General features: G+C 70.2%; 28 protein-coding genes. 14 read left to right on the top strand and 14 right to left on the bottom strand.

Annotated features, from left to right (window positions below; translation table 11 throughout):
• The first annotated feature begins 12 nt into the window (after positions 1-12).
• From STRNI_RS23320 to ccsB, 4 genes are read left to right on the top strand one after another with little or no spacing between them, the layout of a single operon-like run.
• Positions 13-627 carry a TlpA family protein disulfide reductase gene (locus STRNI_RS23320; protein WP_018091009.1) on the top strand — a complete coding sequence of 205 codons (615 nt, stop codon included), beginning with the start codon at positions 13-15 and terminating at the stop codon, positions 625-627.
• 4 nt (positions 628-631) lie between these two features.
• Positions 632-1,393 (top strand): cytochrome c biogenesis CcdA family protein, encoded by a 762-nt coding sequence (locus tag STRNI_RS23325; protein ID WP_262040097.1) that lies wholly within the window; start codon positions 632-634, stop codon positions 1,391-1,393.
• Between the two features lie 3 nt (positions 1,394-1,396).
• A complete protein-coding gene (resB, locus tag STRNI_RS23330) occupies positions 1,397-3,184 on the top strand; it encodes a cytochrome c biogenesis protein ResB (RefSeq protein WP_266450158.1) in 1,788 nt (595 codons plus the stop codon).
• Positions 3,181-4,272, top strand: coding sequence for a c-type cytochrome biogenesis protein CcsB (ccsB, locus tag STRNI_RS23335; RefSeq protein ID WP_277411945.1), 1,092 nt, complete (start codon positions 3,181-3,183; stop codon positions 4,270-4,272). Before resB ends, ccsB begins: the two co-directional genes overlap by 4 nt.
• Positions 4,273-4,445: 173 nt before the next feature.
• Here ccsB and STRNI_RS23340 read toward each other — a convergent pair whose 3' ends face one another.
• From STRNI_RS23340 to STRNI_RS23355, 4 genes are all read right to left on the bottom strand, one after another.
• Positions 4,446-5,873, bottom strand: coding sequence for an alkaline phosphatase family protein (locus STRNI_RS23340; RefSeq protein ID WP_159487687.1), 1,428 nt, complete (start codon positions 5,871-5,873; stop codon positions 4,446-4,448).
• A gap of 213 nt (positions 5,874-6,086) precedes the next feature.
• Positions 6,087-6,743, bottom strand: a complete 657-nt coding sequence (locus STRNI_RS23345) for a DUF4291 domain-containing protein (RefSeq protein WP_277411946.1) — start codon at positions 6,741-6,743, stop codon at positions 6,087-6,089.
• A gap of 94 nt (positions 6,744-6,837) precedes the next feature.
• A complete protein-coding gene (locus STRNI_RS23350; RefSeq protein ID WP_323182535.1) occupies positions 6,838-7,383 on the bottom strand; it encodes a nucleoside deaminase in 546 nt (181 codons plus the stop codon).
• Positions 7,384-7,594: 211 nt separating this feature from the next.
• Positions 7,595-8,023, bottom strand: a complete 429-nt coding sequence (locus STRNI_RS23355; RefSeq protein ID WP_266450165.1) for a PLD nuclease N-terminal domain-containing protein — start codon at positions 8,021-8,023, stop codon at positions 7,595-7,597.
• A gap of 88 nt (positions 8,024-8,111) precedes the next feature.
• On the opposite strand from STRNI_RS23355, the gene STRNI_RS23360 reads away from it, so the two are divergent.
• Both STRNI_RS23360 and mqnP read left to right on the top strand, forming a co-directional pair.
• Complete coding sequence (locus STRNI_RS23360) at positions 8,112-9,566, top strand: menaquinone biosynthesis decarboxylase (RefSeq protein ID WP_018091001.1); 1,455 nt, start codon at positions 8,112-8,114, stop codon at positions 9,564-9,566.
• Positions 9,563-10,465 (top strand): menaquinone biosynthesis prenyltransferase MqnP, encoded by a 903-nt coding sequence (gene mqnP / locus STRNI_RS23365; RefSeq protein ID WP_018091000.1) that lies wholly within the window; start codon positions 9,563-9,565, stop codon positions 10,463-10,465. The genes STRNI_RS23360 and mqnP overlap by 4 nt, the downstream gene beginning before the upstream one ends.
• Positions 10,466-10,768: 303 nt before the next feature.
• On the opposite strand, the gene STRNI_RS23370 is transcribed toward mqnP, so the two are convergent.
• A complete protein-coding gene (locus STRNI_RS23370; protein ID WP_018090999.1) occupies positions 10,769-11,371 on the bottom strand; it encodes a DUF4870 domain-containing protein in 603 nt (200 codons plus the stop codon).
• A 93-nt stretch (positions 11,372-11,464) separates the two neighbouring features.
• Positions 11,465-12,058 (bottom strand): rhomboid family intramembrane serine protease, encoded by a 594-nt coding sequence (locus STRNI_RS23375; RefSeq protein WP_093645029.1) that lies wholly within the window; start codon positions 12,056-12,058, stop codon positions 11,465-11,467.
• Between the two features lie 117 nt (positions 12,059-12,175).
• Between STRNI_RS23375 and STRNI_RS23380 the strand changes: the two genes are divergently transcribed.
• On the top strand, positions 12,176-12,904 hold the full coding sequence (locus STRNI_RS23380; RefSeq protein WP_093645031.1) for a UbiX family flavin prenyltransferase: 729 nt from the start codon (positions 12,176-12,178) through the stop codon (positions 12,902-12,904).
• On the opposite strand, the gene STRNI_RS23385 is transcribed toward STRNI_RS23380, so the two are convergent.
• A complete protein-coding gene (locus STRNI_RS23385) occupies positions 12,901-13,032 on the bottom strand; it encodes a hypothetical protein (RefSeq protein ID WP_018090996.1) in 132 nt (43 codons plus the stop codon). The genes STRNI_RS23380 and STRNI_RS23385 overlap by 4 nt on opposite strands.
• A 121-nt stretch (positions 13,033-13,153) precedes the next feature.
• Here STRNI_RS23385 and STRNI_RS23390 point away from each other — a divergent pair, with 121 nt between their 5' ends.
• The 5 genes from STRNI_RS23390 (at position 13,154) to STRNI_RS23410 (ending at position 17,738) form a co-directional block, all read left to right on the top strand.
• Positions 13,154-13,612, top strand: a complete 459-nt coding sequence (locus STRNI_RS23390; RefSeq protein ID WP_018090995.1) for an Lrp/AsnC family transcriptional regulator — start codon at positions 13,154-13,156, stop codon at positions 13,610-13,612.
• 157 nt (positions 13,613-13,769) lie between these two features.
• Positions 13,770-14,933: an aminofutalosine synthase MqnE gene (gene mqnE / locus STRNI_RS23395; protein WP_109890668.1), complete on the top strand. Its 1,164-nt coding sequence runs from the start codon at positions 13,770-13,772 to the stop codon at positions 14,931-14,933.
• Between the two features lie 44 nt (positions 14,934-14,977).
• Entirely contained in the window at positions 14,978-15,502 is a 525-nt protein-coding gene (locus STRNI_RS23400; RefSeq protein ID WP_277411947.1) for a GNAT family N-acetyltransferase, read from the top strand.
• 147 nt (positions 15,503-15,649) lie between these two features.
• Positions 15,650-15,940, top strand: coding sequence for a DUF4229 domain-containing protein (locus STRNI_RS23405; protein ID WP_093645035.1), 291 nt, complete (start codon positions 15,650-15,652; stop codon positions 15,938-15,940).
• A 436-nt stretch (positions 15,941-16,376) separates the two neighbouring features.
• Positions 16,377-17,738: a dicarboxylate/amino acid:cation symporter gene (locus STRNI_RS23410; protein WP_109890664.1), complete on the top strand. Its 1,362-nt coding sequence runs from the start codon at positions 16,377-16,379 to the stop codon at positions 17,736-17,738.
• Between the two features lie 128 nt (positions 17,739-17,866).
• Here the strand turns inward: STRNI_RS23410 and STRNI_RS23415 are convergent, their stop codons facing one another.
• The 4 genes from STRNI_RS23415 to STRNI_RS23430 form a co-directional block, all read right to left on the bottom strand.
• Positions 17,867-18,496 carry a hypothetical protein gene (locus STRNI_RS23415; protein ID WP_159487697.1) on the bottom strand — a complete coding sequence of 210 codons (630 nt, stop codon included), beginning with the start codon at positions 18,494-18,496 and terminating at the stop codon, positions 17,867-17,869.
• Positions 18,493-19,557, bottom strand: a complete 1,065-nt coding sequence (locus STRNI_RS23420; protein WP_277411948.1) for a WXG100 family type VII secretion target — start codon at positions 19,555-19,557, stop codon at positions 18,493-18,495. Before STRNI_RS23420 ends, STRNI_RS23415 begins: the two co-directional genes overlap by 4 nt.
• On the bottom strand, positions 19,554-19,871 hold the full coding sequence (locus STRNI_RS23425; protein ID WP_018090988.1) for a DUF2563 family protein: 318 nt from the start codon (positions 19,869-19,871) through the stop codon (positions 19,554-19,556). The genes STRNI_RS23420 and STRNI_RS23425 overlap by 4 nt, the downstream gene beginning before the upstream one ends.
• Positions 19,872-20,111: 240 nt before the next feature.
• A complete protein-coding gene (locus STRNI_RS23430; RefSeq protein WP_277411949.1) occupies positions 20,112-20,990 on the bottom strand; it encodes an alpha/beta fold hydrolase in 879 nt (292 codons plus the stop codon).
• Between the two features lie 164 nt (positions 20,991-21,154).
• Between STRNI_RS23430 and STRNI_RS23435 the strand changes: the two genes are divergently transcribed.
• Together STRNI_RS23435 and STRNI_RS23440 are read left to right on the top strand one after the other, a co-directional pair.
• Positions 21,155-21,859 (top strand): TetR/AcrR family transcriptional regulator, encoded by a 705-nt coding sequence (locus STRNI_RS23435; RefSeq protein WP_266450175.1) that lies wholly within the window; start codon positions 21,155-21,157, stop codon positions 21,857-21,859.
• A gap of 1,053 nt (positions 21,860-22,912) precedes the next feature.
• Complete coding sequence (locus STRNI_RS23440) at positions 22,913-24,865, top strand: AMP-dependent synthetase/ligase (protein ID WP_381845488.1); 1,953 nt, start codon at positions 22,913-22,915, stop codon at positions 24,863-24,865.
• Between the two features lie 324 nt (positions 24,866-25,189).
• Here the strand turns inward: STRNI_RS23440 and STRNI_RS23445 are convergent, their stop codons facing one another.
• From STRNI_RS23445 to STRNI_RS23455, 3 genes are all read right to left on the bottom strand, one after another.
• Positions 25,190-25,501 (bottom strand): hypothetical protein, encoded by a 312-nt coding sequence (locus STRNI_RS23445; protein WP_018090984.1) that lies wholly within the window; start codon positions 25,499-25,501, stop codon positions 25,190-25,192.
• A 16-nt stretch (positions 25,502-25,517) separates the two neighbouring features.
• Positions 25,518-25,655, bottom strand: a complete 138-nt coding sequence (locus STRNI_RS23450; protein WP_158686046.1) for a hypothetical protein — start codon at positions 25,653-25,655, stop codon at positions 25,518-25,520.
• 489 nt (positions 25,656-26,144) lie between these two features.
• On the bottom strand, positions 26,145-26,348 hold the full coding sequence (locus STRNI_RS23455; protein ID WP_003984261.1) for a cold-shock protein: 204 nt from the start codon (positions 26,346-26,348) through the stop codon (positions 26,145-26,147).
• Between the last annotated feature and the right edge of the window lie 198 nt (positions 26,349-26,546).

The following is a 26,546-nucleotide window of genomic DNA, read 5'->3' on the forward strand; positions in this document are numbered from 1 at the left end:
GAAACTTTTCACATGAGTGCCTGCCGCGCCCCACGCCGCCTCACGAGCCGCCGCCGCGTCGCCCTGCTCGCCGCAGGGGCCGCGGCCGCCGCGCTGACCTTGAGCGCCTGCGGCGACGGCGCCTCCGGCGGCTCCGCCCAGACCCGCTTCGTCCAGGGCAAGAACGGTGTCGACACCGTCAAGAAGGGCGAGCGGCAGCCGGCGCCCGAGCTCTCCGGTGAGAGCACCACCGGCAAGAAGCTGGACGTCGCCGACTACAAGGGCAAGGTCGTCATCCTCAACGTCTGGGGATCATGGTGCGGCCCCTGTATCGCCGAGGCGCCGAACTTCTCCAAGGTCGCGAACGAGACCAAGGACAAGGGCGTCCAGTTCCTCGGGATCAACACCCGCGACTCCGAGAAGTCGCAGGCGACCAGCTTCGAGGAAGAGCACAAGGTGCCCTACCCGAGCCTGTTCGACCCGACCGGCCGGCTGATGCTGCGCTTCCCCAAGGGCAGCCTCAACCCGCAGTCCATCCCCTCCACGATCGCCATCGACCGGCAGGGCAAGATCGCCGCGCGCTCGATCGGCCCGCTCGCGGAGGACGATCTGCGCAAGATGGTCGAACCGCTGATCGCCGAGAAGTGATCACGTGACCCTGCTCGCCGCCGCCGCGGAGAACCAGACCGTCCTCAACGGCACCCTCCTCGCCGCCGCCCCCATCGCGCTCCTCGCCGGACTCGTCTCGTTCTTCTCGCCCTGCGTCCTGCCGCTGGTGCCGGGCTATATGTCGTACGTCACCGGCGTCACCGGCACCGACCTCGGCGAGGCCCGGCGCGGCCGGATGCTGGCCGGCGCCGGCCTCTTCGTCGCCGGCTTCACCGCCGTCTTCGTCTCCGGCGGCGCGCTCTTCGGCTTCGTCGGCCGGGACCTCCAGGAGTACAAGGACGTCATCTCGCGCGTCCTCGGCGTGCTGATGATCCTGCTCGGGCTGGCCTTCGCCGGCGTCCTCAAGAACTTCGGGCAGCGCGAATTCCGCTTCCACAAGAAGCCCGCCATGGGCCTGGCCGGCGCGCCGGTGCTCGGGGTGCTCTTCGGCGTCGGCTGGACGCCCTGCCTGAGCCCCACCTTCGCCGCCGTCAGCACGCTCACGTTCTACGATGCCAGCGCCGGCCGCGGCGCCCTGCTCACCGTGGCGTACTGCCTGGGCCTGGGCCTGCCGTTCATCGCGGTCGCGCTGGCCTTCCGCCGGGTGCTCGGCGCCTTCGGCTGGGTCAAGCGGCACTACCTGCTGGTCATGCGGCTCGGCGGCGGCATGATGATCGCGCTCGGCATCCTCCTCGTCACCGGCGTCTGGGACAGTCTGATGTCCGAGGTGCAGGCCTGGACGCAAAGCTCCACCGTTGGGATCTGATTGATGTCCACCAAGACCGGCACCCCCCGCGACGAGGGCCCCGCGGCCGACACGGGCAGCGATCTCGGCGCGGCCGGGTCCCAGCTCTCGACCGCGCCCACGGAGGATGTCACCCTCCCCTCGCTCGGCCCCCTCGGCTGGGCGCGCTGGTTCTGGCGGCAGCTGACCTCGATGCGGGTCGCGCTGCTGCTGCTCTTCCTGCTGTCCGTCGGCGCCATCCCCGGCTCGCTGATCCCGCAGACCAGCATCGACCCGGTCAAGGTCGACCAGTTCAAGAGCGAGCACACCACCCTCGCCGACATCTACGACAAGCTCGGGATGTTCCACGTCTACAGCTCGGTGTGGTTCTCGGCGATCTACCTGCTGCTGTTCATCTCGCTGATCGGCTGCATCGTGCCGCGCAGCTGGCAGTTCGTCGGACAGCTCCGCGGCCGCCCGCCGGCCGCCCCGCGCCGGCTGACCCGGCTGCCCGCGTACACCACCTGGCGCACCGACGCGGCGCCCGAGGAGGTCCTCGGGGCGGCGCAGCGGCTGCTGAAGAAGCGGCGGTTCCGGGCCCACCTGGACGGCACCGCCGTCGCCGCCGAGAAGGGCTATCTGCGGGAGGTCGGCAACCTCGTCTTCCACCTCGCGCTGATCGTGATGCTGGTGGCGTTCGCCGTCGGCAGCCTGTGGAAGTCCGAGGGCGGCAAGCTGATCACCGAGGGCGACGGCTTCGCCAACAGCCTCACCCAGTACGACGACTTCAAGTCCGGTGCCTTCTTCGACACCGACACCCTGGAGCCGTTCGGCTTCACGCTCAACAAGTTCGAGGCGACCTACGAGCGGTCCGGCCCGCAGAAGGGCACCCCGCGGATCTTCCGCGCCCACATCACGTACTTCTCCGGCGCGGACGGCAAGGAGCACAAGACCGCGATCGAGGTGAACACCCCGCTCGACATCGCCGGCTCGAAGGTCTACCTGCTCTCGCACGGCTACTCGCCGGAGGTCACCGTCAAGGACGGCCGCGGCAAGGTCGTCTACAAGGGCGCGGTGCCCTTCCTCCCGCAGGACCCCAAGAACTTCACCTCGACCGGTGTGGTGAAGGTGCCCGGCGCGCAGACCGAGGACGGCAAGCGCAATCAGCTCGGCTTCCAGGGCTTCTTCGTGCCGACGTTCGGCGGCAAGGGCTCCGGCTCGATGTTCTCCCAGTTCCCGGCGCTGGACTACCCCGTGCTGACGCTCACCGCCTACCACGGTGACCTGGGCGTCGGCTCCGGGCTGCCGCAGAACGTCTACCAGCTCGACAAGAAGCGCCTCAAGCAATACAAGGACAAGGGCCGCCCGGTCGCCAAGATGATGCTGCCCGGCGAGACGATGAAGCTGCCCAACGGCGACGGCAGCATCGAGTTCACCGGCATCAAGAGCTGGGCCAGCTTCAAGATCAGCCACCAGCCCGGCAACGGCCTCGCGCTGACCGGCGCGGCCGCGGCCCTGGTCGGCCTGGCCGGCTCGCTGTTCATCCAGCGGCGCCGGGTGTGGATCCGCGCCGAAGCGGACGCCGACGGCCGCACCGTCGTCGAGCTGGCCGGACTCGGCCGCAGCGAGTCCGCCCGGCTGCCGGAGGAGCTCGCCGAGCTCGCGCTGGCGCTGGAGCCCGACGCCCCCCTCGCCCCGGCCACCGGCGACGACGGCCCGGCACCCGACCCGAAGCCCGGACCGGCCCCGGACACCGGCACCGACTCCGAAGACCCCGCGGAGCCCACTGACTCTGACGGACCTGCTGACCCCTCTGAAGGAGCGCGCGCGTGAACCTCGCTGCCGCAGCCAACGAGACAATGGCGCACAACAGCAACATGCTGGTCTATTCGGCGATGGCGGTCTACACGCTCGCCTTCCTCGCCCACATGGCCGAGTGGGTGTTCGGCAGCCGCAGCAAGGTCGGCCGCACCGCCGCCGCCCTGACCGCCCAGGCCAAGGCGCCCGCGGCGGCGTCCGCCCGGGCCGGTGCGAGCGGCTCCGCCGGAACCGCCGTACTGGAGCGCCCCAAGGTCATCAGCAGGTCCGTCCCCGGCAGCCGCGACGTCCCCGACGGGCCGGGCGCCGCGGGCGGCACCGAGAAGGGCGACCTCTACGGGCGGATCGCCATCTCGCTGACCGTGCTGGCCTGGGCGCTGCACGTGGGCGGCGTCGTCACCCGCGCCCTGTCCGTGCAGCGTGCCCCCTGGGGCAACATGTACGAGTTCTCCACGACCTTCGCCGCGGTCGCGGTGGGCCTCTTCCTGCTGCTGCTCGTGCTCAAGAAGAACGTCCGCTGGATCGGCCTCCCGCTGGTCACCAGCGTCCTGCTGGACCTCGGACTGGCCGTCTCGGTGCTCTACACCGCCAGCGACCAGCTGGTGCCGGCGCTGCACTCGTACTGGCTGTGGATCCACGTCAGCTGCGCGATCATCTCCGGCGCGGCGCTCTACCTCGGTGCCGTCTCCACGGGGCTGTTCCTCTTCCGCGACCGCCACGAGGCCAAGCTCGCCGACCCGACGGGCAAGCAGCCCGGCGCCTTCGCCACCTCCGTGCTGGAGCGGCTGCCCTCGGCCGCCTCGCTCGACAAGTTCGCCTACCGCATCAACGCCACCGTCTTCCCGCTGTGGACGTTCACCATCATCGCGGGCGCCATCTGGGCCGAGGCCGCCTGGGGCCGCTACTGGGGCTGGGACCCCAAGGAAGTCTGGTCCTTCATCACCTGGGTCGCCTACGCCTGCTATCTGCACGCCCGCGCCACCGCCGGCTGGAAGGGACGCAAGGCCGCCTGGCTCGGCCTGATCGCCTTCGCCTGCTACCTGTTCAACTACTACGGCGTGAACATCTTCGTGACGGGCCTGCACTCGTACGCGGGAGTCTGACCGCAGCGGTCCCACCGCCGGCGTGATCCACGGCGGTGCGAACCGCCACCCCGGTGCCGTACGGGAGGCCTCGTCCTGAGGCCCCCGTACGGCACCGTCGTTTCACGGGGAACGGCGCGCCCGGCCCCGCGCCCTCAGCGCCAGGCCCGCGCCCCCGGCGCCGACCGCGCCCCTCAGCGCCGCCGGCGCCGGCCGCGCTCCTGGCGCGGCGGCCGCTGCCCGCCGCCCGGCAGCGTCGGCTTCGGCAGATGCGCCACCTCCCACTGCGCCTCGACCAGCTGCTGCGCGGTGTCGTCCGGCAGCCACGGCGGCCGGCGCGCCGCATGCCGGAAGCCGAACGCCGAGGTCAGATCGCCGAAGGCGGACCGCCGCCAGTCACTGATGTTCGGCTCCGCGACGCCCGTCCAGCGCTCCAGGAACTGCAGCACCGAGGTGTGGTCGAAGGGGTCACCGGCGGCCCAGCCGCCCACCGTCCACGGCGACACGATCAGACACGGCACCCGGAAGCCGCCGCCGATCGGCAGGCCCCGGACGAACTCGTCCTTCGTCCCCGGGGGCGGCACCGGCGGCGGCACATGGTCGAAGAGACCGTCGTTCTCGTCGTAATTGAGGATGAAGACCGTCTTGGCCCACACCTTCCGGTTGGACGCGATCGCCTCGATCTTCTTGGCGACATAGTCGGCGCCCGCGGCCGGCAGATAGTCCGGATGCTCGGACTGATGACTGGTGGGGATCAGCCAGGACACCGCCGGCAGCCGGTCGGCGCGGGCGTCGTCCTCGAAGGCGCCGGCCGGCTGCGCCCGCATCCCGCGCTCGTAGAGCGGCTCCCCGGGCTTGGCGTCCCGGAACGTCTGGAACTGCTCCAGGAGATTGCAGCCGTAGTCGTCCTCCTCCTGGTAGACCTTCCAGCTGATGCCCGCCGCCTCCAGCCGCTCGGCGTAGGTCGTCCAGCGGTACGGCCGGGGCGCGGTGTTGTTCAGCACCGGCCCGCCCAGGGTGCCGCCCGGGTCGAGGGTGCCGGTCATCCAGTAGAGCCGGTTGGGCCAGGTCGGGCCGAAGACCGAGCAGAAGTAGTTGTCGCAGAGGGTGAACGTCTCGGCGAGGGCGAACTGGAAGGGGATGTCCGCGCGGGTGTGATAGCCCATCACGTACGGCCCGTTGATGCCGTCGGCCTTGCGGTGCGCGGGCAGCCAGCGGTCCATCTTCCCGCCGTTCCACGCCTCGTGCTGCACCGACCAGGCATGGCTGGTGGACGGGATGGCCTGCGCGCTGGTGGTGTGCGTGTTGAGGCGGAACGGCAGCAGATAGCCGTCCGGGTTCTGCGCGTCCGGCTGATGGAAGACGGAACGGCCGTCCGGCAGCGTCAGCGCGTCCGGGTCGGCGAAGCCACGGACGCCGCGCAGGGTGCCGAAGTAGTGGTCGAACGAGCGGTTCTCCTGCATGAGCATCACGACGTGCTCGACGTCGTGCAGTGAGCCGTGACGTGCTGGTCCGGCGGCGACGGCCTTCTGGACGCTGGGCGGCAGCAGCGACAGCGCGGCGGCGCCGCCGACCGTGCCGGCCGCGGAGCCGAGGAGTCTTCGTCGGGTCATGTCAGGCATATGTGCCACTCTCCCTGAGTCGCGGGAGCCCTCAGTGGGCCGACTTGACTGTGGCGGCGGCTGAGTCTCCCGGGCAGGGGGAGGTTGCTGAATGAGGCGTCAATTGGCTGTGAACGGCGCTGAGTTGGCCGGACCTCGCTACGTCCCGTACGCCACACGAAGCAGCGCACGGCGGACCGCGCGCCACCCCCACTACGTGTTTATGACGCGACGTCAGGACACGCGGCCCAGGCCCGGAGTTCCCTCGGGTGCAGGGTAGGGACGCTCCTCGGGCAGCAGCGCGGCGGCCGCCGCGGTCTCCCCGGCACGCACCAGCGCACGGACCTCCTGGGCCAGCGGGGTGACATCCGTGATCCCCAGCGTCCACTCGTCCGCATACCGCCGCGACGCCTCCCCCGCCAGCCCCAGCTGCAGCGAACGGTACGGCAGCGCCCGCAACCACAGATCGCGCTCCGGATCCCACTGCACCCGCGCCGGCGACCTCTTCAACTCCCGCCGCCACACCCCGCGGTCGGCGTGCTCATCGGCGTCGAAATGCGACAGACAGGCATTCCCCAGCGCCCAGTCGAACCCGTCCCGCCCGATCTCCACGGCGAGCACCGTCTCCTGATCCGCCTTGGTACCCCACCCGCAGCGGTACATCATCCACAGGAACGAGGGCTTGATCCATGTCATCCGCTCCCGCTTCCAGGCCGCGGGAAAACGCCCGTCCCGCGCGGCCGGAACGCCCAGCGCGGGGGAGTAGGCCTGGTAGACGGTGACGGTCCGCTCCGTATACAGCGCGCGGATCCGGCGGTGGGGCTCGGCGGGGTGTGCGGGGTCCACGGGGGCGTGCGCGGCCTGTACGGGGACGTCGGGGCTGGTGCTCATGACGGCTCATCCTGGCGGGAGCGCGGGGGCTGGAGCCAGCGAATTGTGGGGGACGGTGGGCCTGGACGGGCGCGACGGCCCGCCCCTCCGCCCCTCACTCGTCGCCGATGTCCTCCCGCCACAGCTCCGGGCTCGCCCGGATGAAGTCGCGCATCATCGACGCGCACTCGGTGTCGTCCAGGAGCACGATCCGTACGCCGTGCCGGGCCAGCCAGTCGTGGCCGCCGTGGAAGGTGCGGGCCTCGCCGATGACCACCCGGGAGATGCCGAACTGGCGGACCAGGCCGCTGCAGTACCAGCAGGGGGAGAGGGTGGTGACCATCGTCGTGCCGCGGTAGCTGTGCCGGCGGCCGGCCGCGCGGAAGGCCGCGGTCTCGGCGTGCAGGGTGGGGTCGCCGTCCTGGACGCGGCGGTTGTGGCCGCGGCCCAGCAGGGTGCCGTCCGCTCCGTAGAGCGCCGCGCCGACCGGGATGCCGCCCTCGGCCAGTCCGGCGCGTGCCTCGGCGACCGCCGTCGCCAGCATGGCGCGGGCCTGTTCCTGCAGATGGTCGGGGTGCCCGGTCGGGTCGCTGTGGCCGTCGACGCTGCCGTGCAGCCGGAACTCGTCGCGGTCCTGCCCCCAGTCCTGCGTGCGGTCCATGAGGTCACGGTACGCCTGGGTGACCGCCGGTGCGGCGTCGTACGGGCCGATTTCGTGCCGTATGGCTGACTGTGCCGCACGGGTGACTGTGCCGCATGACTGACTGCGGCGTGCGGGGACCGTGGCGTACGACGGGACCGTGACGACGGGCCATGGCCTCCTACGGACGGCCGCGTGGGCGGTCGAAGGCAGGGCGGGGGGAGAGAAGCCGCTAGCCCTTGGTGGGCGGCTGGGGCTCGTCCGGGCCGTTCGACTCGCCCGGCTTCGTCTCCTTGCGGCGCAGCTCGTCCTCGCGGCGGCGCAGATCGGCCTCCCAGTCCTTGAGCAGCGCCTCGTCCTTCGTGTTCTCCTTCTTGAGGGACTGGAGGAACTCGGGGTTGTCGTCCGGCGCGACGAACTTCGTACGGTGCCTGCGGTGCCATTCCGACGGTGTGCTGCCGCCACCCTTCACCGGCTGCCGCTGCTTGCCCGCCACCAGCCAGGCGACCGGCCCGACCAGTACCTCGCCGAAGAGCAGGATGATGAGGACCCAGACCACCTTGGGCAGACCGCGCACCTGCGATTCGGGGGTGTTCAGGCAGTCGATGAACGCATAGATCCACAGCGCCAGCACCAGTAGGAACGGCAGATACCTGAGCATTGCGGAACGGGCCCCCTGCGCGCGACGGCGGGCCCTCGGCGGGGCCCGGTGACCCGTCCAGGGTAGTGCGTACCCGATACTGGAACGCATGGCTTACGACGATCTTCGTTCGTTCCTGCGCGCACTTGAGCGGGAAGGCGACCTCAAGCGCATCAAGGCCGAGGTCGACCCGTATCTGGAAGTCGGCGAGATCGTGGACCGGGTGCAGAAGTCCGGTGGTCCCGCGCTGCTCTTCGAGAACGTCAAGGGCTCGGCGATGCCGCTCGCCATGAATGTCTACGGCACCGACCGCCGGCTCCTGAAGGCGCTCGACCTGAAGTCCTACGAGGACATCAGCGGCAAGATCGGCGGGCTGCTCAAGCCGGAGCTGCCGCACGGTTTCGTCGGCGTGCGCGAGGCGTTCGGAAAGCTCGCCGGGATGACGCACGTCCCGCCGAAGAAGGTCAAGGAAGCGCCCGTACAGGAGGTCGTGCTCCGCGGCGACGACGTCGACCTGGACCGGCTCCCGGCGCTGTTCACCTGGCCCGAGGACGGCGGCTCCTTCTTCAACCTGGGGCTGACGCACACCAAGCACCCGGAGACCGGGGTGCGCAACCTCGGCCTGTACCGGCTGCAGCGCCACGACAAGCGCACCATCGGTATGCACTGGCAGATCCACAAGGACAGCCGCAACCACTACCAGGTCGCCGCCAAGCGCGGGGAGAAGCTGCCGGTCGCCATCGCCTTCGGCTGCCCGCCGGCCGTGACGTACGCCTCGACCGCGCCGCTGCCCGGGGACATCGACGAGTACCTCTTCGCGGGCTTCCTCCAGGGCAAGCGGATCGAGATGGTCGACTGCAAGACCGTCCCGCTCCAGGTCCCGGCGAACGCCGAGGTCGTCATCGAGGGCTGGCTGGAGCCCGGCGAGATGCTGCCCGAGGGCCCGTTCGGCGACCACACCGGCTTCTACACACCGCAGGAGCCGTTCCCGGCGCTGACCATCGACTGTGTGACGATGCGTAAGCGGCCGCTGCTCCAGTCGATCGTGGTCGGCCGGCCGCCGACGGAGGACGGCCCGCTGGGCCGGGCGACGGAGCGCTTCTTCCTCCCCCTGCTCAAGATCATCGTCCCGGACATCGTGGACTACCACCTCCCCGAGTCCGGCGGCTTCCACAACTGCGCGATCGTCTCGATCGACAAGAAGTACCCCAAGCACGCGCAGAAGGTCATGCACGCCATCTGGGGCGCGCACATGATGTCGCTGACCAAGCTGATCGTGGTCGTGGACGCGGACTGCGATGTGCACAACCTCCACGAGGTCTCCTGGCGGGCGCTCGGCAACACCGACTACGCCCGCGACCTCACCGTCGTCGAAGGTCCCGTCGACCATCTCGACCACGCCTCCTACCAGCAGTTCTGGGGCGGCAAGGCGGGTATCGACGCGACGAAGAAGTGGCCCGAGGAGGGCTACACGAGGGACGGGGGCTGGCCGGAGATGGTCGAGTCCGACCCGCGGACGGCGGCGCTGGTCGACCGCCGCTGGAAGGAGTACGGCCTCTCGTGAGCAGCGCATCCGCAGCGGTCCCGCAGCCGGGCCGCACCAAGGCCTTCCTGCGCCTGGTGATGATCGAGCACTCGGTCTTCGCGCTGCCCTTCGCCTACATCGCTGCGCTGACCGCGATGTACGAGGGCGGCCGGCACATCCAGTGGGGCCCGCTGCTCCTCGTCACCGTCGCCATGGTCGGCCTGCGCACCTTCGCGATGGCCGCGAACCGCATCATCGACCGCGAGGTCGACGCCCGGAACCCGCGCACCGCGCAACGGGAACTGGTCACCGGCGCGGTCTCGGTGAAGTCCGCGTGGACGGGCGCGCTGATCGCGCTCGTCGTCTTCCTGGGCGCCGCCGCCCTGCTGAACCCGCTGTGCCTGGCGCTCGCGCCGTTCGCAGTGGTGCCGATGGTGGTCTATCCCTACGGCAAGCGGTTCACCAACTTCCCGCAGGCGATCCTCGGCCTCGCCCAGGCGATGGGCCCGATCGGCGCCTGGCTCGCGATCAGCGCGACCTGGTCCTGGGAGGCGGTGATCCTCGGCCTCGCGGTCGGCATCTGGATCGGCGGCTTCGACCTGATCTACGCCTGCCAGGACGTGGAGACGGACCGCGAGATCGGCGTGCTGTCGGTCCCGGCCCGCTTCGGCATCCCGGCCGCGGTCTGGGGCGCGCGCGGCTGTCACCTCGTCACGACGGCGCTCTTCGCCTGGTACGCCGTGGCGACCGGTGCGGGGGTGTTCCTCTGGCTGGGCCTGGTGATCGTGGCGGCGGCGTTCCTGTACGAGCACACGATCGTCAAGCCGCATGACCTGACCCGCCTGAACCGGGCGTTCTTCCAGGTCAACGGGTTCATCGGGATCGCGCTCTTCGTCTGCGCGCTGCTGGACCTGCTGGTGCGGGGGCTGACGGTCTGACGGTTGCTGGTCGGCCTCTGACGGTTGCTGGTCGGCCGCTGTCGGTGGTCGGCCGCGCCGTAGAGCGGGCGGACCGCGCCGTGCTGCACCGCCACCCCCTCCATGCTGTTCCGCCGCCCACCCCGTGCTGTTCCGCTGTCCGCCCCATGCTGTCCCTCCGTCCGGGCCGGGTGTGCTGCCTCCTCTTATCCGGCAACGATTACGGAGAGTGATCGGTTCCTTGCGGTGTGCTGCGGGCCGCGGCGGTGAACCGTGCGGGGCGACGCCGAGCCCGGACGTCCCTCAGCCCTTGCTGAACGTCCCTCAGCCCTTGCTGAGGGGCCAGGCGATCAGGCGCGGATAGGTCCAGAGTTCGCCGCGGGTGGCCTTGACCGTGCCGATGACGGCGCAGACCACGCCGGACAGGGCGTAGGCGCCGAAGATGACGATCACGGTCAGCAGCGGGACCGCGAGGCCGGAGCTGTTGCGCTGTTCCTCCGTGGCGGCCGCCGCGAAGATGAGGGCGCTGGCGACGTACAGGACCAGTCCGAGGGCCGCCATGATGGCCTGGGTGATGCCGTAGTTCACCGCCTGGGTGGCGTGGTGGCGGATGTACGGGTCGTGCTTGTGGCGCTCGTTGCCGCGCAGGGACAGCGGGTAGATCCAGCCGAGGAAGGCGCCCAGGCCGCAGCACATCATCGTGCCCGCGGTGACGGTCAGCAGCGCGCCGAGGTGGGACCACATCGCGGGGCCCGAGGAAGGCGTGGGCGGCTGGGTGCCGTAGCCGGGCTGCGGCGGCGTGCCGGGGTAGCCGTAGCCGCCCGGCTGGCCGGGTGCGGCGCCGGGCCAGCCCTGCTGCGGTGTCCCGTACGGCTGCTGCGGCCCGCCGGGCGGTGGACCGTAACCGGGCTGGTAGTGGTCGGACATGCTCTGCTCACCCCGTAAGTGCTGCGTCTCGCGCGTCGCGGCGCGCGGTGCGGGGCCGTGTGCACGGCCCCGCACCTCCCGTTCGGCCCGAGGCTACGTGATGGGCCGGACATCGGCGGCGGTCAGGTGGCCGGGAGCGCGCACCCGGAAGACGAAGGCCGCCAGCACCCCGCCTATCAGCCCGAACAGATGCCCCTGCCAGCTGATGCCGCTGTCGGTGGGCAGCGCGCCCCACAGGATCGAGCCGTACAGCACGCCGACCACCAGGCCTATGCCGATGTCGAGGAGCTTGCGCTCGATGAAGCCGCGCACCAGGAGATAGCCGAAGAGCCCGAAGACGACACCGGAGGCGCCCGCGGTGTTGCTGTCCGGCGCGGCCGTGAACCAGACGCCCAGCCCGCTGGTGAGGATGATCAGCAGGGTGACGGCGAGAAAGCGGGGCACCCCGCTGCGCAGCGCGGCGACCAGGCCGAGCAGCAGCAACGGCAGGGTGTTCGCCACGAGATGGCCGAAGCCGAAGTGGAGGAAGGCGGCGGGCACCACATCGGCCAGCTCGGCGGGCTCGCGCGGGGCGATCCCGAAGGTGTCCAGCGCGCCGCCGGTGGCGAAGTCGACGCCCTCCAGCAGCCAGAGCAGGGCCACCCAGCCCAGCATCAGGCAGACCGCGGGCTTCGCGCGTGATGTCATCTCCGGCCGTCCCTTTCTCGTCCCCCGGTGGGGCGGCCCTCGGCGGGGCTGCGCGAGGGGCGCACACGTAGGAACGGCCGTGAGGGGGTCCATGGTTCCGCCGGATAGGCTCGATGCGTGGAGCCGCCGCACAACGACACCAGTAAGCAGGGCCCCGGCCGACGCCGGCCGTGGGTCGTGGGGATCTCCGGCGCGTCCGGGACGCCGTATGCCGCGTCCGTCCTGCGCGGGTTGCTCGCCGCCGGGGAGGCGGTGGACCTGATCGTCAGCCGGGCGTCGCGGCTGACCCTCCTGGACGAGACGGGCATTGCCTTCCGGGATGCTCATTGGCGCGCTGACCTGCGGGAATGGCTGGCGCGTGGAGCCGATGGCAAACCGGCGACGTTTCCGGTGACGGAGGCGGACCTGGCGGATGTGCGGTACTGGCCGGCCGGGGATCTGGCGGCCGGGCCCTCGTCGGGCTCGTATCCGGTGAAGGGGATGCTGATCGTCCCGGCGAGCACGGCGTGTGTGGCCGGAGTGGCGCTCGGGCTGTCGAAGGATCTGCTGCAGCGGGTGGCGAGCGTGACCCTCAAGGAGCGGCGGCGGCTGGTGGTCGCGGTGCGCGAGACGCCGTTGAACGGTCCGACGCTGAAGCATCTGGTGACGCTGGACGAGGCGGGCGCCGTGGTGCTGCCCGCCTCACCGGCGTTCTATGCGGGGGCGACGCACATCCAGGATCTGGTGGACTTCGTCGCGGGCCGGGCGCTCGATGCGGCCGAGGTGCCGCACGGGCTGTACCGGCGGTGGGAGGGGGAGCTGCGGGGTGGCTCCAAGGATGCGGAGGAGGCCCCGGAGGCTCCTTAGCGCTTCTTCGCCGCGGCGCGGCCGAAGAGGCGCCGGGCCCGCGGTGCCGCGGACCGGTGGGCACGTGAACGATTGGCCTGGTCCTGCAGCTCGCGCATGCGGGCGTAGGCCATCTCGATCGAGTACACGGTGACAACTCCTGTGAGATCGTCTTTGATCGTCTGAAAGATTCGCAGGGTAGAAGCCCTGTATGCCTTAGATTCTACATGCAGAACCCGAATATGCGTAAAGATTGGAAGGCTTGAGGGCATGGACGCGGTGGATAGGCAGCTCATCCAGGCACTTCGCGAGAACGGGCGGGCCTCGTATGCGGAGCTCGGCCGGCTCGTCGGCCTCTCCGGGCCCAGCGTCACGGACCGGATCAACCGCCTCGAAGCGGCCGGTGTGATCACCGGCTACCGCGCGACGGTGGACGCCGCCTCGCTCGGCCTCGGTGTCACCGCGCTGGTCGGCATCTCGCTGTCGGACGCCACCGACCACGAGGACGTCGCGCAGCGCCTGCGCGCCCTCGAAGAGATCGAGGACTGCTGGTTCATCGCCGGCGACGACTCCTACATGCTCAAGGTGCGGGTGGGTGACGTGGACGGTCTGGAGCGCACCATCCGGCGGCTGTCCGGCACCAAGGGCGTCTCCCGTACGCGCACCACGATCGTGCTCTCCACCAAGTGGGAGAACCGCGTCGGCCAACTGCCCGAAGAGGCCGAATAGGCCACCGGGCGCCGGCGGGACACACCGGAGCGGACGGGTGGCCAGGGGGCCCCGTCCGCCCTCATTACGGGGGAGTACGCTCGACGAAGCCCGTTTCGGGCTCCGAAGAACGGCACCGATACGGCAGAGACTGGGAGGCGACCGGATGGCTGCGTCGATGGATGTGGGCCTCAAGCGCGAGCTGGAGGCGAAGGTCCACGCCGGGGAGCGGCTGACCCGCGAGGACGGTATCGCCCTCTACGAGTCCGACGACCTGGCATGGCTGGGCGGCCTCGCCCACGAGGTGCGCACGCGCAAGAACGGCGACGTCGTCCACTTCAACGTCAACCGTCACCTCAACATGACCAATGTGTGCACCGCGTCGTGCGCCTACTGCTCCTTCCAGCGCAAGCCGGGTGAGAAGGACGCGTACACGATGCGCATCGAGGAGGCCGTCCGCCTCGCCAAGGCGATGGAGAACGACAACCTCACCGAGCTGCACATCGTCAACGGGCTCCACCCCAACCTGCCGTGGCGCTACTACCCCCGCTCGCTCAGCGAGCTGAAGAAGGCCCTGCCGAACGTCTCCCTCAAGGCCTTCACCGCCACCGAGATCCACCACTTCGAGACCATCTCCGGGCTGACCGCCTCCGAGATCCTCGACGAGCTGATCGACGCCGGACTGGAGTCACTGACCGGCGGCGGCGCCGAGATCTTCGACTGGGAGGTCCGGCAGCACATCGTCGACCACCGCACCCACTGGGAAGACTGGTCGCGCATCCACCGCCTCGCCCACGAGAAGGGCCTCAAGACCCCCTCGACGATGCTCTACGGGCACATCGAGGAGCCCCGCCACCGCGTCGACCATGTGCTGCGCCTGCGTGAGCTCCAGGACGAGACCGGCGGCTTCCAGGTCTTCATCCCGCTGCGCTACCAGCACGACTTCGTGGACATGCAGGACGGCAAGGTCCGCAACAAGCTCCAGGCCCGGACGACGATGGCGACCGGCGCCGAGGCCCTGAAGACCTTCGCGGTCTCCCGCCTCCTCTTCGACAACGTCCCGCACATCAAGTGCTTCTGGGTCATGCACGGTCTGCAGACCACCCAGCTCGCCCTGCAGCACGGCGCGGACGACATGGACGGCTCGGTCGTCGAGTACAAGATCACGCACGACGCGGACAACTACGGCACGCCCAACAAGCTGACCCGTGAGGACCTGCTGGACCTGATCCGCGACGCCGGCTTCCGCCCCGTCGAGCGCAACACCCGCTACGAGGCCATCCGCGAGTACCCGGGCCCGGACCCGGACCGCCGCGAATCCCCGCAGCCGATGCGCGTCTGACCTGCGCGGGAGCACCGCCGACGGCGAGAGTTAGGGTCCGGGTCATGAACGTGCGTTTCGACCTGGACCCTTCCCTCACCCCCGAACTCCATGACGGAATATGCGCGTTGTGGGCCGATGTCTCCAACGCCGGGGGCGCGGTCGGATTCGTCCCGCCGGTGACCCGTGAGGACGTCCGCCCGGAGCTCCTCAAGCACCTGACGGCCATGGCCGAGGGCCGCCAGCACCTGGTGGCCGGCCGCGACGCGGACGGCCGGGTCCTGGCCACGGCGTTCCTCACCACCAACAGCCACCGTCTGATGAAGCACTGGCTGTGGGTCTACACCGTCATGGTCCACCCCTCCCTCCAGGGCCGGGGCACCGGCCGCCGGCTGATGACGGCGGTCGCCGACGCCGCCCGCTCCGTCGAGGGCATCACCGCCCTCCGTCTCACCTGCCGCGGCGGCTCCGGCGCCCGCCCCTTCTACGAGGCCTGCGGCTACCAGGAGGTCGGCCGGGTGCCCGGCGCGATCCGGGTGGCCGACGACGACTACCGCGACGACATCACCATGTGGCTGGATCTGGGCTGACGGGCCGGCCGCCGGGCCGGGCGGGCCGCCGAGGGGCCGGGCCCGCGCCAGGGCCGGGCTGCGGCGGGGGCCGCGAAGATCGCCCGAAGCGCTGTGCTTGACTGGATGCAGACCCTTTAGGTTGCCGTTGAGGAGAAGGTCCCATCCGTGAGTAGCCACAACTTCGCCACGCTCCGCTACACCGCCCTTCGCATCGGCCTCTTCGTCGCCTCGTTCGCCGTGGTGTGGGTGCTGGCGTACTTCCGGATCATTCCGCTCGCCATCGGCGCCGCCAACACCGTGTGGATGCTGCTGCTCGCCATCGTGATCTCCGCGCCGCTCAGCTTTGTGCTGCTGCGCAAGCAGCGGGACGCGATGTCCGAGCAGATCGTCGCCAAGGTCGACCGCCAGCGTGAGCGCCTCGCGGCCAACGCCGGCCAGGAGGACGGCCTGCTCTGAAGGCCTGGACCTTTATGTAAGACGCCTCACAGCCGCACCTCCGCGACAGGCGCCCGTCGCCGTGGACTTTGCTCCACGGCCGGGCGCCTGTCGCGTTTCTGACGGAGACTCCGGCGCACGGCCCTCCCGGGAACCCAAAGATTTTCTTTGGGTTCCTCAAAGTTCAAGTGTTAACGTGCTCGTCATGAAGACAGCAGCCGCGCCCCCGTCCCCCATGAGCACTCCGCTCGTGGCGCGCCTGCATGTCGATCTCTGCCGCTGTATGTCCGCGGCCTGTTGCCGCCGCTGACCTCTCTTCTCCAGCGGCCGGAGATCCTTCTCCCCACCCCTCCGGGCGGGAGAGGCCCGCAACGCAGCTGCTCCGCAGCCGCTCGAGTTCCCGGCGCTTCTTTTCGCCGTCCCCTGACGTCCCTCACCTGTCCCCGGAGTGTGTCCGTTGTCCACGTCTGCCGAGACCACCGAGTCTTCACAGGCCCCGCAGAGTCCCCGGTCCTCCCGCATACCCAAGATCCCGTTCTGGGCGCAGATCCTGGCCGGTCTCGCCCTGGGCGTGCTGCTCGGCTGGATCGCCAAGAGCGGTGACGTCGGCTGGCTCACCACCACGCTGCAGCACATCGGCGATCTCTTCGTCCAGCTGCTGAAGCTGGCCGTGGCGCCACTGGTCTTCTTCGCGATCCTGGTGTCGATCACCAATCTGCGGCAGGTCAACAACGCCGCCCGGCTCGCCTCCCGCACCCTGCTGTGGTTCATGGTCACCTCGCTGATCGCGGTCGCGATCGGCCTGGCGATCGGCCTGCTCAGCAACCCCGGCGCGGGCACCGGCCTGACCCCCAAGGACGGCAAGGCCCCCGACGAGGCCGGCTCCTGGATCGACTTCCTGACCGGCATCGTCCCCACCGACATCATCACGCCGTTCACCGAGCTGAACGTCCTGCAGATCGTCTTCATGGCCGCCGTCGCCGGTATCGCCGCGCTGCAGCTCGGCGAGAAGGCCGAGCCCGTCCTCACGATCAGCCGCTCGGTCCTCGAACTGCTCCAGAAGGCCCTGTGGTGGGTCATCCGCCTCGCCCCGATCGGCACCGTCGGCCTCATCGGCAACGCCATCGCGACGTACGGCTGGAACCTGATCGGCAAGTACGCGACCTTCACCGTCGACATCTACGTCGGCTGCGCCCTGGTGCTCTTCGGGGTCTACCCGCTGCTGCTGTCGACCGTCGCCAAGGTCAACCCGCTGCAGTTCTTCCGCGGCGCCTGGCCCGCCATCCAGCTGGCCTTCGTCTCCCGCTCCTCGGTCGGCACCATGCCGGTCACCCAGCAGGTCACCGAGCGCCTCGGCGTGCCCCGTGAGTACGCCTCCTTCGCGGTGCCGTTCGGCTCGACGACCAAGATGGACGGCTGCGCCTCGATCTACCCGGCGATCGCCGCGATCTTCATCGCGCAGATCTTCGATGTCCACCTGGGCATCGGCGACTACCTCCTCATCGCCTTCGTCTCCGTCATCGGCTCCGCCGCCACCGCCGGTCTGACCGGCGCGACGGTCATGCTGACGCTGACCCTGTCCACACTGGGCCTGCCCCTGGAGGGCGTCGGCCTGCTGATGGCCATCGACCCGATCCTGGACATGATGCGGACGGCCACCAACGTGGCCGGTCAGGCGGTCATCCCGATCCTGGTGTCCGCCCGGGAGAAGATCCTCGACCGCGACGCCTACAACGGAGCCCGGAGCATCAGCGTGGAGACGGCCGGTGCCGAGGGCACGGACGAGAAGGTCTCCGTGCCGGTGCCGACTCCTGCGTAGTTCTCGGCCTGTCACACCGATGCGCCCCGGTCCTTGGATCCAAGGACCGGGGCGCATCCGTACGTACAGCCTCGCCGGGAGGCCGGTGGCGCCCGGCGCGCTAAGGCCGCCCCGCTAACGCCGCCCCGCTAAGGCCGTCCCGCCTCCGCCCGGGGAAAGCACTCCGTGAAGTACACGGCGTGCTGGCTCGGCAGATTCACCCGGGCCCAGGAGCCGTCCGTGAAGCCGAATTCGAAGCTGTCGGCGTCGATGTCGGTACGGTGCCGGACCCAGGCCACCTGCTCCGGCGCCGCGCTCCAGCCCGGCTCGACGGCGCCCAGTTCTCCGCGGCGGCGGCCCCGCTGGACATAGCTGACGTGCAGTCGGCGGTCGGTGAGCTGGAGCACCGGCAGCGCGTCCGTGGTCGGCACGCGCGGCCACAGCGCGGTGGCCAGCCCGCCCGCCAGGCTTCCCCAGCCGCCCTTGAGCGCCTTGCCCTTCGGGCGCCGCCCCCCGAAGAAATCGGGGATCGGTTCGAGGATCGCGTCGATACGCCAGTAGACCGACCAGAAGGCCCGCTTGGTGCCTTCCCAGCGGTCGCCCGGGAGACGCCGGCCGGCCAGGACGCGGGGGCGGTTCCACCGCCACGGCTTGGGCAACTTCCGCCCGGGGAGAGCGACTTCGCTCTGTACGAGACGCTCCCCGGCCGGCAGCGCCTGCGCCGCGCGCTCCCTCGCCTCCTTGTACGGCACCCTCCCCCAGGCGACCCGCAGACTCATCCGAAGACCTCCCGGACGGGCTTGGACCGCGCTGCGCTGTCGGCCAGGCGGTCGGTGAAGCGCTCGGAGTCGGGCCGGTCGGCGTACTGCTTCTGCTGCTCGGTCGGCTGCTCGGCCTTCGGGGCGCTCGGGCCGACGGGGGTCTGATGCTCGACGTCCCAGCTCTTGTCGCCGATGTGGACCTCTTTGAGGCCGGTGGTGTCGTTGATCGCACGCTCGGCCGCGTTACCCGCCTCCTGGGCCTTCTCGGTGACACCGGCGGTCTTCTCGGAGACCCACTCGCCGACGTCGACGCCGGTGTGGTGTTCGAGGACGCTGTTCGCCAGCGGCCCCGCATCGATGACGGCACCGACCGCCTTGGCGCCCACCACCTTGTTGCCGATGCGCTTGAGGTTCTTGTTGATCTTCTTGCGGGCGTTCTTGTTCCGCCACAGCGCCTTGGCCTTGATACGCGCCCGCCGCAGCTTTTGCACCGCCCGCATCCGGTCGGCGAGATCCTTGAGCTTGTCCGCCAGCTTCGCGGTGATCCGTACGGCCTTCATCGCACGGTGCGCGGCCCCCGCGGCGCCGATGAGCGGACCGATCGCGGCGCCGACACCAGCGGTCAGAATCGCGACGATCGCCGCCGTCGCGGCCGCGACCAGCAGGGCCTCGACGATCTCGGTGATCAGCACGATCATCGTTTCCTCGGCCTCGGCGCACGCCTCCGCGGCCATTTCGAGGAGTTCGGCGACCGTGTTCATGTCTTCGGCCTCGGCCTTGAGGGCCTTTTCGAACTCCGTCATGGTGGCGCCGAAGGCTTCCGACGCCTCGCCGGTCCATGACCGCTGCAACGTCTTCCGCTCGGCGAGCAGATCCTCGAGGACGCCGTTCATGTCACGGGCGGCGGCTCGCCATTCCCTGGCGGTTTCGAGCAGTTTCTCGTTGTCGCCGCTGACCTTTTCCAGGTATTCGTCGAGGCCGAGGTCCTTGATGGCCCCCCGGATGACGGAGTCGAGCGCACCCGCCAGCGGGTTGCTCCAGTCGACGTCGAACCCGATGCGCTCCAGTGCCTGGCTCACGAGGCTCCCCCGCCGAGGGCGTAGACCTGGTCATCCTCGTTGTTGTCGTACGCTTCGGCCGTCAGACGGATCCCGTCGGCGATGGCGCCCAGCGATTCCTTGACGTCGTGGAGGTCGTTCACCGCCTCCTCGGACTGCGTGTCGTAGTCCGACTTGAGGCTGTCGGACTCCGCCAGCTGTCCGAACACACCGCTGGACAGCTGCAGTTTGCCGACCCGGTTCCGGATCTTCTCCACTTGGTCCGCCGCGTGGTCCGCCGCGTTCGCATAGCGACGTAGAGCCGTGCTCTCTACGTCGTACCCCGTGCCGCCCATTCGCCCCGTCCTCCCGTTGACCTGCCGCGTCCCCCTGTGCCCGCGCCATCCCAAGTCTTTGCGGAAACAGGGTGATTACTTGGCCTGCACTGTACCTAAGGGGTCAGTGAGGCAGCCCAGCCGAGTGGTGGGTCCGCCAGGGGCGGAGCCGGCCCGGGGCCGGGCGGCGGCGGTGCCTGGATCCGCGTGGCGGCGTCGTCCCCCGGCCGGGCCGGCCGCCGGGCCCGGTGGGGACCGGTCTCAGCCCGTCACCGCTCCCGTGCGGGCCAGGATCGCCGTGGCCAGCGGCGCGTGTACGGCGGGCGGCAGCGCATGACCCATGCCCGGGATCTCGACGAGCTCCGCGCCCCGGACGCACTGGGCCAGGTGCTGGGGGTGCGGCGGCGGGAAGACGGGCTCGGCGGGCGCGCTGACCACCAGGGCCGGCACCTCGTTCTTGGCGAGCTGGTCGGTACGGAGCATGCCGTCGTCCGCCGCACGGCCGTGCGCGGTGCCCACCCGGTGGTGCCCCGTGTGCGCGATGACGCGCTGCTCGAAGGCACGGAAGCAGTCCTCGTCGAAGGGGAGCCGGCCACCGGCGAGTACGCGCCAGTGTTCGATCCGGCGCTCCACCTCGGCCGCCGCACCGTGGTCCTCGACCGGACGGGCCCACAGCTCCAGGACCTCGGGTGCGATGCCCGGCAGCGCGTCGGCCGGGACCGTGCTGCCGTCGGGGCGGGTGTAGGGGGTGGTGCTGAGGGCCATGGTGCCGATGAGAGTGGCGCTGAGCAGTCGGTCGGGGTGGTCGGCGAGCACCATCTGGGCAAGCATGCCGCCCAATGACATGCCGACGATATGTGCCCGGTCGATGCCCAGCCCGTCCAGGACCGCGATCACGTCATCGGCGAGATCGGCGATCCGGTAGGGCTGCTCGTCGAAGGACCAGGTGGAGCGGCCGGTGTCGCGGTGGTCGTAGCGGATCACCCGGTGGTGCGCGGCCAGCGCGTCGACCAGCGGCTCCGGCCAGCCGAGGCCGGACGCCTGGGCGCCCATGACCAACAGCAGCGGAGCCGCGTCGGCGGCGCCGCGCTGCTCGGTCCACAGGCGGATGCCGGGGGCGGCGTCGATGAACTGCTGCATGGGGTGGTCCTCCAAGTGATGCGGACAAGGGCGTCGCACCACGGAGCAGCGCGACGATACGTATCGTCTCGTCATGGGCGCGAACGCGTCAAGGGATGAGGGGCAGGAAGCGAAGATCGTAAACTTACTTTGCAGTAAAGGGGCGGGATGGAGGGACATTCAGGGTGGGAGCTGTGAAGAGCAAGCGGGTGCCGCGCGCCGTCCGGGAGCAGCAGATGCTGGATGCCGCGGTGCTGACGTTCGCACGGCGTGGATACCGGGCGGCCTCGATGGACGAGATCGCCGAGCTGGCCGGAGTTTCCAAGCCGCTGGTCTATCTCTACCTGAATTCGAAGGAAGACCTGTTCAACACGGTGATCCGGCGGGAGTCGGAGGCTCTGGTGGCAGCCGTGACGGCGGCCGTCGAGCCGGGGGTGGCGGCCGACCGGCAGCTGTGGAGCGGCCTGAAGGGTTTCTTCGCGCACACCGCCGAGCATCCGTACGGCTGGGCCGTACTCCACCAGCAGGCGCGGACGCACGGTGAGCCGTTCGCGCGTGAAGTGGCCTCGATGCGGGCGGGGATCGTCGAGTTCGTCACGGAGTTGCTGGGTGCAGCCGCAAAGGAGGCGGGCTGCGTCGGCGAGCTGGCCGAACGCGAGGTCGCCGGGCTCGCGCACGCCCTTGTCGGCGCGGCCGAGTCGCTCGCCGAGTGGGCCAATGTCCGTACGGACGAAGGTGCTTCGGGCGAACCCGAGCATCCGTCGGCCAAGGACACGGCGGCCATGATGATGAACTTCGCCTGGACGGGCCTCGGCCGCCTGATGGGCGGGGACCGATGGCCGCCGAGCGGCCTCGTCGGCCACGAGAGCCCCTCCTGCGCCAGGCGTTGACGCGGCCTGCCCGCCGACTGCCGCCCCGGTCCCCGTCTGTCGGGGGCCGGGGCTGCGGCTTGAGGGGTTCGCCCTTCCGGCGTGGTCGGTACGTGGAAAGGGTGTGGCTGTAGGGAGGGGAGGGTGTGCCCGGTACGTGGAACGCGGCCGACGTGGGTGCGTCCGCCGCGACCCTGGCCGGAATTGCCCGAACGAAGGTGGCGCGCGGGCATTGGCCAACTACCGGTCCTCGCGTAAATTTACGCCGAAGTAAGGTTACCGTCGGGTCAGGAGCTGGGTCGAGGATGCGTGCCACGGATTCCCCCGCCGCCGCCGCGAGCGAGCCGTCCGCCGCCGGTCGCCGTCACCGTCGCCGTGCCGGCACAACTCGCCCAGCCCAAGCCGGTGTTCGGACCCGACGAGGCCGACACCACGATGACGTGCGGTAGTTCGACGCCGCCGAGGGGTGGGCTTCGGGGTCCATCTGCCGCCCGGCGGGGGCTTGGGCCGTGTGGGGTGCGTGTTAGCCGTCCGGCTTCGTGGGGGCTGGGGTTTTGCGGGTTGTGTGGTTGCCGCGGGGGTCGGAGGGGACGCACCGGTACCCTCCCCCAGCCTTCGGCCGGGAGGTGCCCCCATCGGCGCGGGCGACGCGGGTCCATGGGATTGAGTGCCCCGGCGTTCGCTCCAGTCCTGCGGGCGGGCACCGGTACATCCCCTCCAACCATTCAGCGTTGCCGGCTGCGGCCCGGTGACACCGTCCGTCACGGCCCAGACCCTGGCCGCGCCCAACTGCGGGCGGCCCGGCCAGGTCCCTGCCAAGGGGTGGCGCATGGGTTGGTGACGGTGATCGGTACGGCGGTTCAGCCGCCCCCGTACGGCGGTCGGAGGGGATGTCCGGTGAGCCGCCCGCAGGACCCGGAGCGAACAACGGGGCTCCCAACCTCCGGGACCAGGGCCGCCCGCGCCGAGGACGGGTTACCGGGCGTCCCCTCCGACCCCACCACCCACACCCCGTAGGCGAAACGGCGCCAGCCCACGGCAACCCGCACTCCACAGGAAAACGAGGAGCCGCTCGTGTCCCACCAGGAAAGTGCACCCACCGGACCACTCACCGCACCCACTCCCACCTCCGCCCCCACCCACACCTCCGCCCCCACCCTCACCGAGCCGCAGAAAACCGTGGTCAACGGCACGGTCCGCGAGGTCTACGTCCCCCCGCTGGCCCCGCCCGTACGCAGCGGCTCGCTCGGGGACCTTCCCTTCCTCAACGCCGACGAGGCCCCCGCCGACGTCGTGCTCGCCCGTAAGCAGCCCAGCGGCATCTGGCGTGATGTGACCGCCGCGGAGTTCGCCGCCGAGGTGCGCGCCGTCGCCAAGGGCCTGATCGCCCACGGCCTCCGTCTCGGCGACCGGCTCGCGATCATGGCCCGTACGACCTACGAGTGGACCCTCGTCGACTTCGCCGCCTGGGCGGCCGGTCTGGTCACCGTCCCCATCTACCCCACGTCCTCCGCCCACCAGGCACAGTGGATCCTGCACGACTCCGGCACCCGCGCCTGCGTCGTGGAGGGCGTCGACGAGACCCGCCTGATCAGCGGCCTCCGCACCGAACTCCCCGCCCTCGACCACCTCTGGCAGTTCAACACCGGCGCCGTCTCCCAACTCGTCTCGGCGGGCCGCGACGTGCCGGACGAGGCGGTGGACGAGCGCCGCGCCGCCACCGGCCCGTACGCCCTCGCCACCCTCATCTACACCTCCGGCACCACCGGCCGCCCCAAGGGCTGCGCGCTCACCCACGCCAATTTCTTCGCCGAGGCCGACAACGCCGTCGAGCTGCTGCACCCGGTCTTCAAGTCGGTCAGCGAGGAGCCCGCCGCCACCCTCCTCTTCCTCCCGCTCTCCCATGTCTTCGGCCGTATGGTCGCCGTCGGCTGTCTGCGCGCCCGCGTCCGCCTCGGCCACGCCCCCAGCATCCGGACCGACGACCTGCTCGCCGACCTGGCCGGCTTCCGGCCGACCTTCCTGCTGGCCATTCCGTACGTCCTGGAGAAGGTCTTCAACACCGGACGGGCCACCGCGGAGAAGATGGGCCGCGCCGCCTCCTTCGACCGCGCGGTCCGTATTGCCCGCTCCTACGGCGAGGCCGTCGAGGCCAAGGAGCACGGGACGGGCCCGGGCCCCGGCGTGGCCCTCAAGGGCGCCCGCAAGCTCTACGCCCCCCTCGTCTACCGCCGTATCCGCGCCGCCCTCGGCGGCAAGGTCCGCCATGTCCTCTGCGGCGGTTCACCCCTCGGCCGCCGCCTCGCCGCCTTCTACACCGGCGCCGGTATCGAGATCTTCGAGGGCTACGGCCTGACGGAGACGACCGCGGCCACCACCGTCACCCCGCCCCTCCGGCCCCGTATCGGCACGGTCGGCTGGCCCCTCCCCGGCACCGCCGTCCGCATCGCCGACGACGGCGAGATCCTGATCCACGGCGACCACGTCTTCTCCGGCTACTGGGACGCGGCCCTCGGCGCGGCCCGCCCCGTCACCGACCAGGGCTGGTTCGCGACCGGCGACCTCGGAGCCCTCGACCCGGACGGCTACCTCACCATCACCGGCCGCAAGAAGGAGATCATCGTGACGACGGGCGGCAAGAACGTCGCCCCGGCCCCTCTGGAGGACCGCCTCCGCTCGCACCCCCTCGTCGGCCAGTGCATGGTCATCGGCGACAACCGCCCCTACATCACCGCCCTGCTCACCCTGGAGCCGGACGGTCTCGCGCACTGGCGCCAGATGAACAAGAAGCAGGACCTGCCGCCCGAGCGGCTGGTCCGCGACGCGCGCCTGCTGGCCGACCTCCAGCGCGCCGTCGACGACGCCAACGAACTGGTCTCCCGCGCCGAATCCATCCGCCGCTTCGCCGTCCTGCCGGTGGACTTCACCGAGGAAACCGGGCATCTCACCCCGTCCCTGAAACTCCGCCGTGCCGCGGTCGCCCGCGATTTCGCCAAGGAGATAGCGGACCTCTACGAAAGCAGATGACCCCCGGTCTGGAGCAAAAGCCTTTGACGCGTCAAACTGGAACCCCGTGTCACCTCTGTGGGGGAGGTGGCACGGGGTCTGACGTGCAATGCCGTGGTGCCGCATCTGGCTGACTTCACACCGGGCGGCTGCGGCTGCCTCCGCCGTACGCTCCCGCCTTCTACGGCGCCGAGTGGCGCCGGAAGCGGAAGGCGGCGGGCCGCACACTCCAAGAGACCGTCAAGGGCGGTTGCTGCGGGGCGAGTTGTCCAAGGGGAGCCGGGCGGGCGGCGCCGAGCGCGCGGACCGACGGCGGCTTCGTCCCGCCCCGCGATGCGGGGCTTCTCACCGCGGTGGCAGGGCCACCGCCGTCTGCATGTCGCAGGTGTTGCACCAGAACGCCCAGCCGTTGGCGTCAACGGACCGCGAACCGCAGGCAAGACACGGGTCGCCCACGAAATTCGCGGCGACCCAGGTGCCTGCCGTTGCCGCGCGCCGGCCGGCGGCCGCACATTCGTCGGCGTAGCAGGGGATGCACAACCCGCCCTGCCGGCCGGGCAGTTTCATCGACCGTATCCCGCAGGTCGAGCACGGCAGCTTGCCGACGTACTGCTCGTCCAGGCCGACCGGCTTACCGTTCCTACTGGAGGCCGCCATCTTGCCTCTGCCTCCTCTATGCCAGGACGGTTCCGGTGCCGCCACAACCGGAGCACTGTGTGGTGACGCGCTCGCCGGTCGGCGTCTCCCAGTCCACGGTGCCTCTGCCGGCGCAGTCGGGGCAGGGCTTCTGCGGGGGCAAGTGCTCGCTCATTCTGCCCACGGTAGGCCGGGTCATGTTCCGATGTGACCACTTTCCGTGATCGCTTCGGTACACAGTTGCGCGGGGTGTCGGTCGCGCCGGGGGGTCTGGGGCGGGCGGCTCGCTCGCCCCCGGTATGGCCGGCCGCGTGCTGTTTCCGACGGCGGCTGGGGAGGGGAGGTTTTTGGCCGTGCCGAGTGGGGTCTTTCGGCCGACCGGGGCGGTAAGTCTGTACGGATTTCCCTTGCCCCGGCGGGATCGCCTCGGCCGGCGTCGAGGTGAGCCGTCGATCGGGGTGTCATTGGCGGGGGGAATTCTCTATTGCGTGCGGCATTCGGGTGTGTCATGTGCCGGACGACGAGAATTCATGTGGCCGCCATTCGTGTCGGTGCCGGTGGCGGCGGACAAAAGGCAGGAGCCCCGCTCGCCACCGGAGTGGCGGAGCGAGGCTCCTTAGGTACTGCTTAGGGGCGACCTGGAAGGAATTCCGGGCCGGGCAACTTAGACCGGCGTAACGTTCTCCGCCTGCGGACCCTTCGGGCCCTGCGTGACGTCGAAGTTCACCTGCTGGTTCTCCTCCAGGGAGCGGAAACCAGAGGCGTTGATCGCCGAGTAGTGGACGAAGACATCCGGGCCGCCGCCGTCCTGGGCGATGAAGCCGAAGCCCTTTTCAGCGTTGAACCACTTGACGGTTCCGGTAGCCATAAGCCCTCCTTGGGCCAAAGGGTTGCCCTGCTCCAGAACCTGCAAAGAAGTCTGAAACTACAAGAGCCTGCGGGGTCACATGCTCCGCAGGCTCTGTACTGCAAGGGAAACCAAACTGCAACTTGCGCTGAGCGTAGCATGTGCTGCTCCTGAGGCGGAAGAGCCAAAGATCACGTTTAACCGACCGCACTAACGTCC

Origin of the sequence: Streptomyces nigrescens, assembly GCF_027626975.1 — a bacterium.
Lineage (GTDB): Bacteria > Actinomycetota > Actinomycetes > Streptomycetales > Streptomycetaceae > Streptomyces > Streptomyces nigrescens.

What these genes read in the sequence shown, in the direction of transcription:
- resB (WP_266450158.1), top strand. Translation starts at nt 1,397, where the DNA reads ATGTCCACCAAGACCGGCACCCCCCGCGACGAGGGCCCCGCGGCCGAC.
- STRNI_RS23390 (WP_018090995.1), top strand. Translation starts at nt 13,154, where the DNA reads ATGGACGCGGTGGATAGGCAGCTCATCCAGGCACTTCGCGAGAACGGG.
- STRNI_RS23375 (WP_093645029.1), bottom strand. Translation starts at nt 12,058, where the DNA reads ATGACATCACGCGCGAAGCCCGCGGTCTGCCTGATGCTGGGCTGGGTG.
- STRNI_RS23430 (WP_277411949.1), bottom strand. Translation starts at nt 20,990, where the DNA reads ATGCAGCAGTTCATCGACGCCGCCCCCGGCATCCGCCTGTGGACCGAG.
- STRNI_RS23425 (WP_018090988.1), bottom strand. Translation starts at nt 19,871, where the DNA reads ATGGGCGGCACGGGGTACGACGTAGAGAGCACGGCTCTACGTCGCTAT.
- STRNI_RS23415 (WP_159487697.1), bottom strand. Translation starts at nt 18,496, where the DNA reads ATGAGTCTGCGGGTCGCCTGGGGGAGGGTGCCGTACAAGGAGGCGAGG.
- STRNI_RS23450 (WP_158686046.1), bottom strand. Translation starts at nt 25,655, where the DNA reads ATGAGCGAGCACTTGCCCCCGCAGAAGCCCTGCCCCGACTGCGCCGGC.
- STRNI_RS23360 (WP_018091001.1), top strand. Translation starts at nt 8,112, where the DNA reads ATGGCTTACGACGATCTTCGTTCGTTCCTGCGCGCACTTGAGCGGGAA.
- STRNI_RS23445 (WP_018090984.1), bottom strand. Translation starts at nt 25,501, where the DNA reads ATGGCGGCCTCCAGTAGGAACGGTAAGCCGGTCGGCCTGGACGAGCAG.
- STRNI_RS23400 (WP_277411947.1), top strand. Translation starts at nt 14,978, where the DNA reads ATGAACGTGCGTTTCGACCTGGACCCTTCCCTCACCCCCGAACTCCAT.
- STRNI_RS23340 (WP_159487687.1), bottom strand. Translation starts at nt 5,873, where the DNA reads ATGCCTGACATGACCCGACGAAGACTCCTCGGCTCCGCGGCCGGCACG.
- STRNI_RS23350 (WP_323182535.1), bottom strand. Translation starts at nt 7,383, where the DNA reads ATGGACCGCACGCAGGACTGGGGGCAGGACCGCGACGAGTTCCGGCTG.
- mqnE (WP_109890668.1), top strand. Translation starts at nt 13,770, where the DNA reads ATGGATGTGGGCCTCAAGCGCGAGCTGGAGGCGAAGGTCCACGCCGGG.
- STRNI_RS23345 (WP_277411946.1), bottom strand. Translation starts at nt 6,743, where the DNA reads ATGAGCACCAGCCCCGACGTCCCCGTACAGGCCGCGCACGCCCCCGTG.
- STRNI_RS23355 (WP_266450165.1), bottom strand. Translation starts at nt 8,023, where the DNA reads ATGCTCAGGTATCTGCCGTTCCTACTGGTGCTGGCGCTGTGGATCTAT.
- STRNI_RS23370 (WP_018090999.1), bottom strand. Translation starts at nt 11,371, where the DNA reads ATGTCCGACCACTACCAGCCCGGTTACGGTCCACCGCCCGGCGGGCCG.
- STRNI_RS23455 (WP_003984261.1), bottom strand. Translation starts at nt 26,348, where the DNA reads ATGGCTACCGGAACCGTCAAGTGGTTCAACGCTGAAAAGGGCTTCGGC.
- STRNI_RS23320 (WP_018091009.1), top strand. Translation starts at nt 13, where the DNA reads ATGAGTGCCTGCCGCGCCCCACGCCGCCTCACGAGCCGCCGCCGCGTC.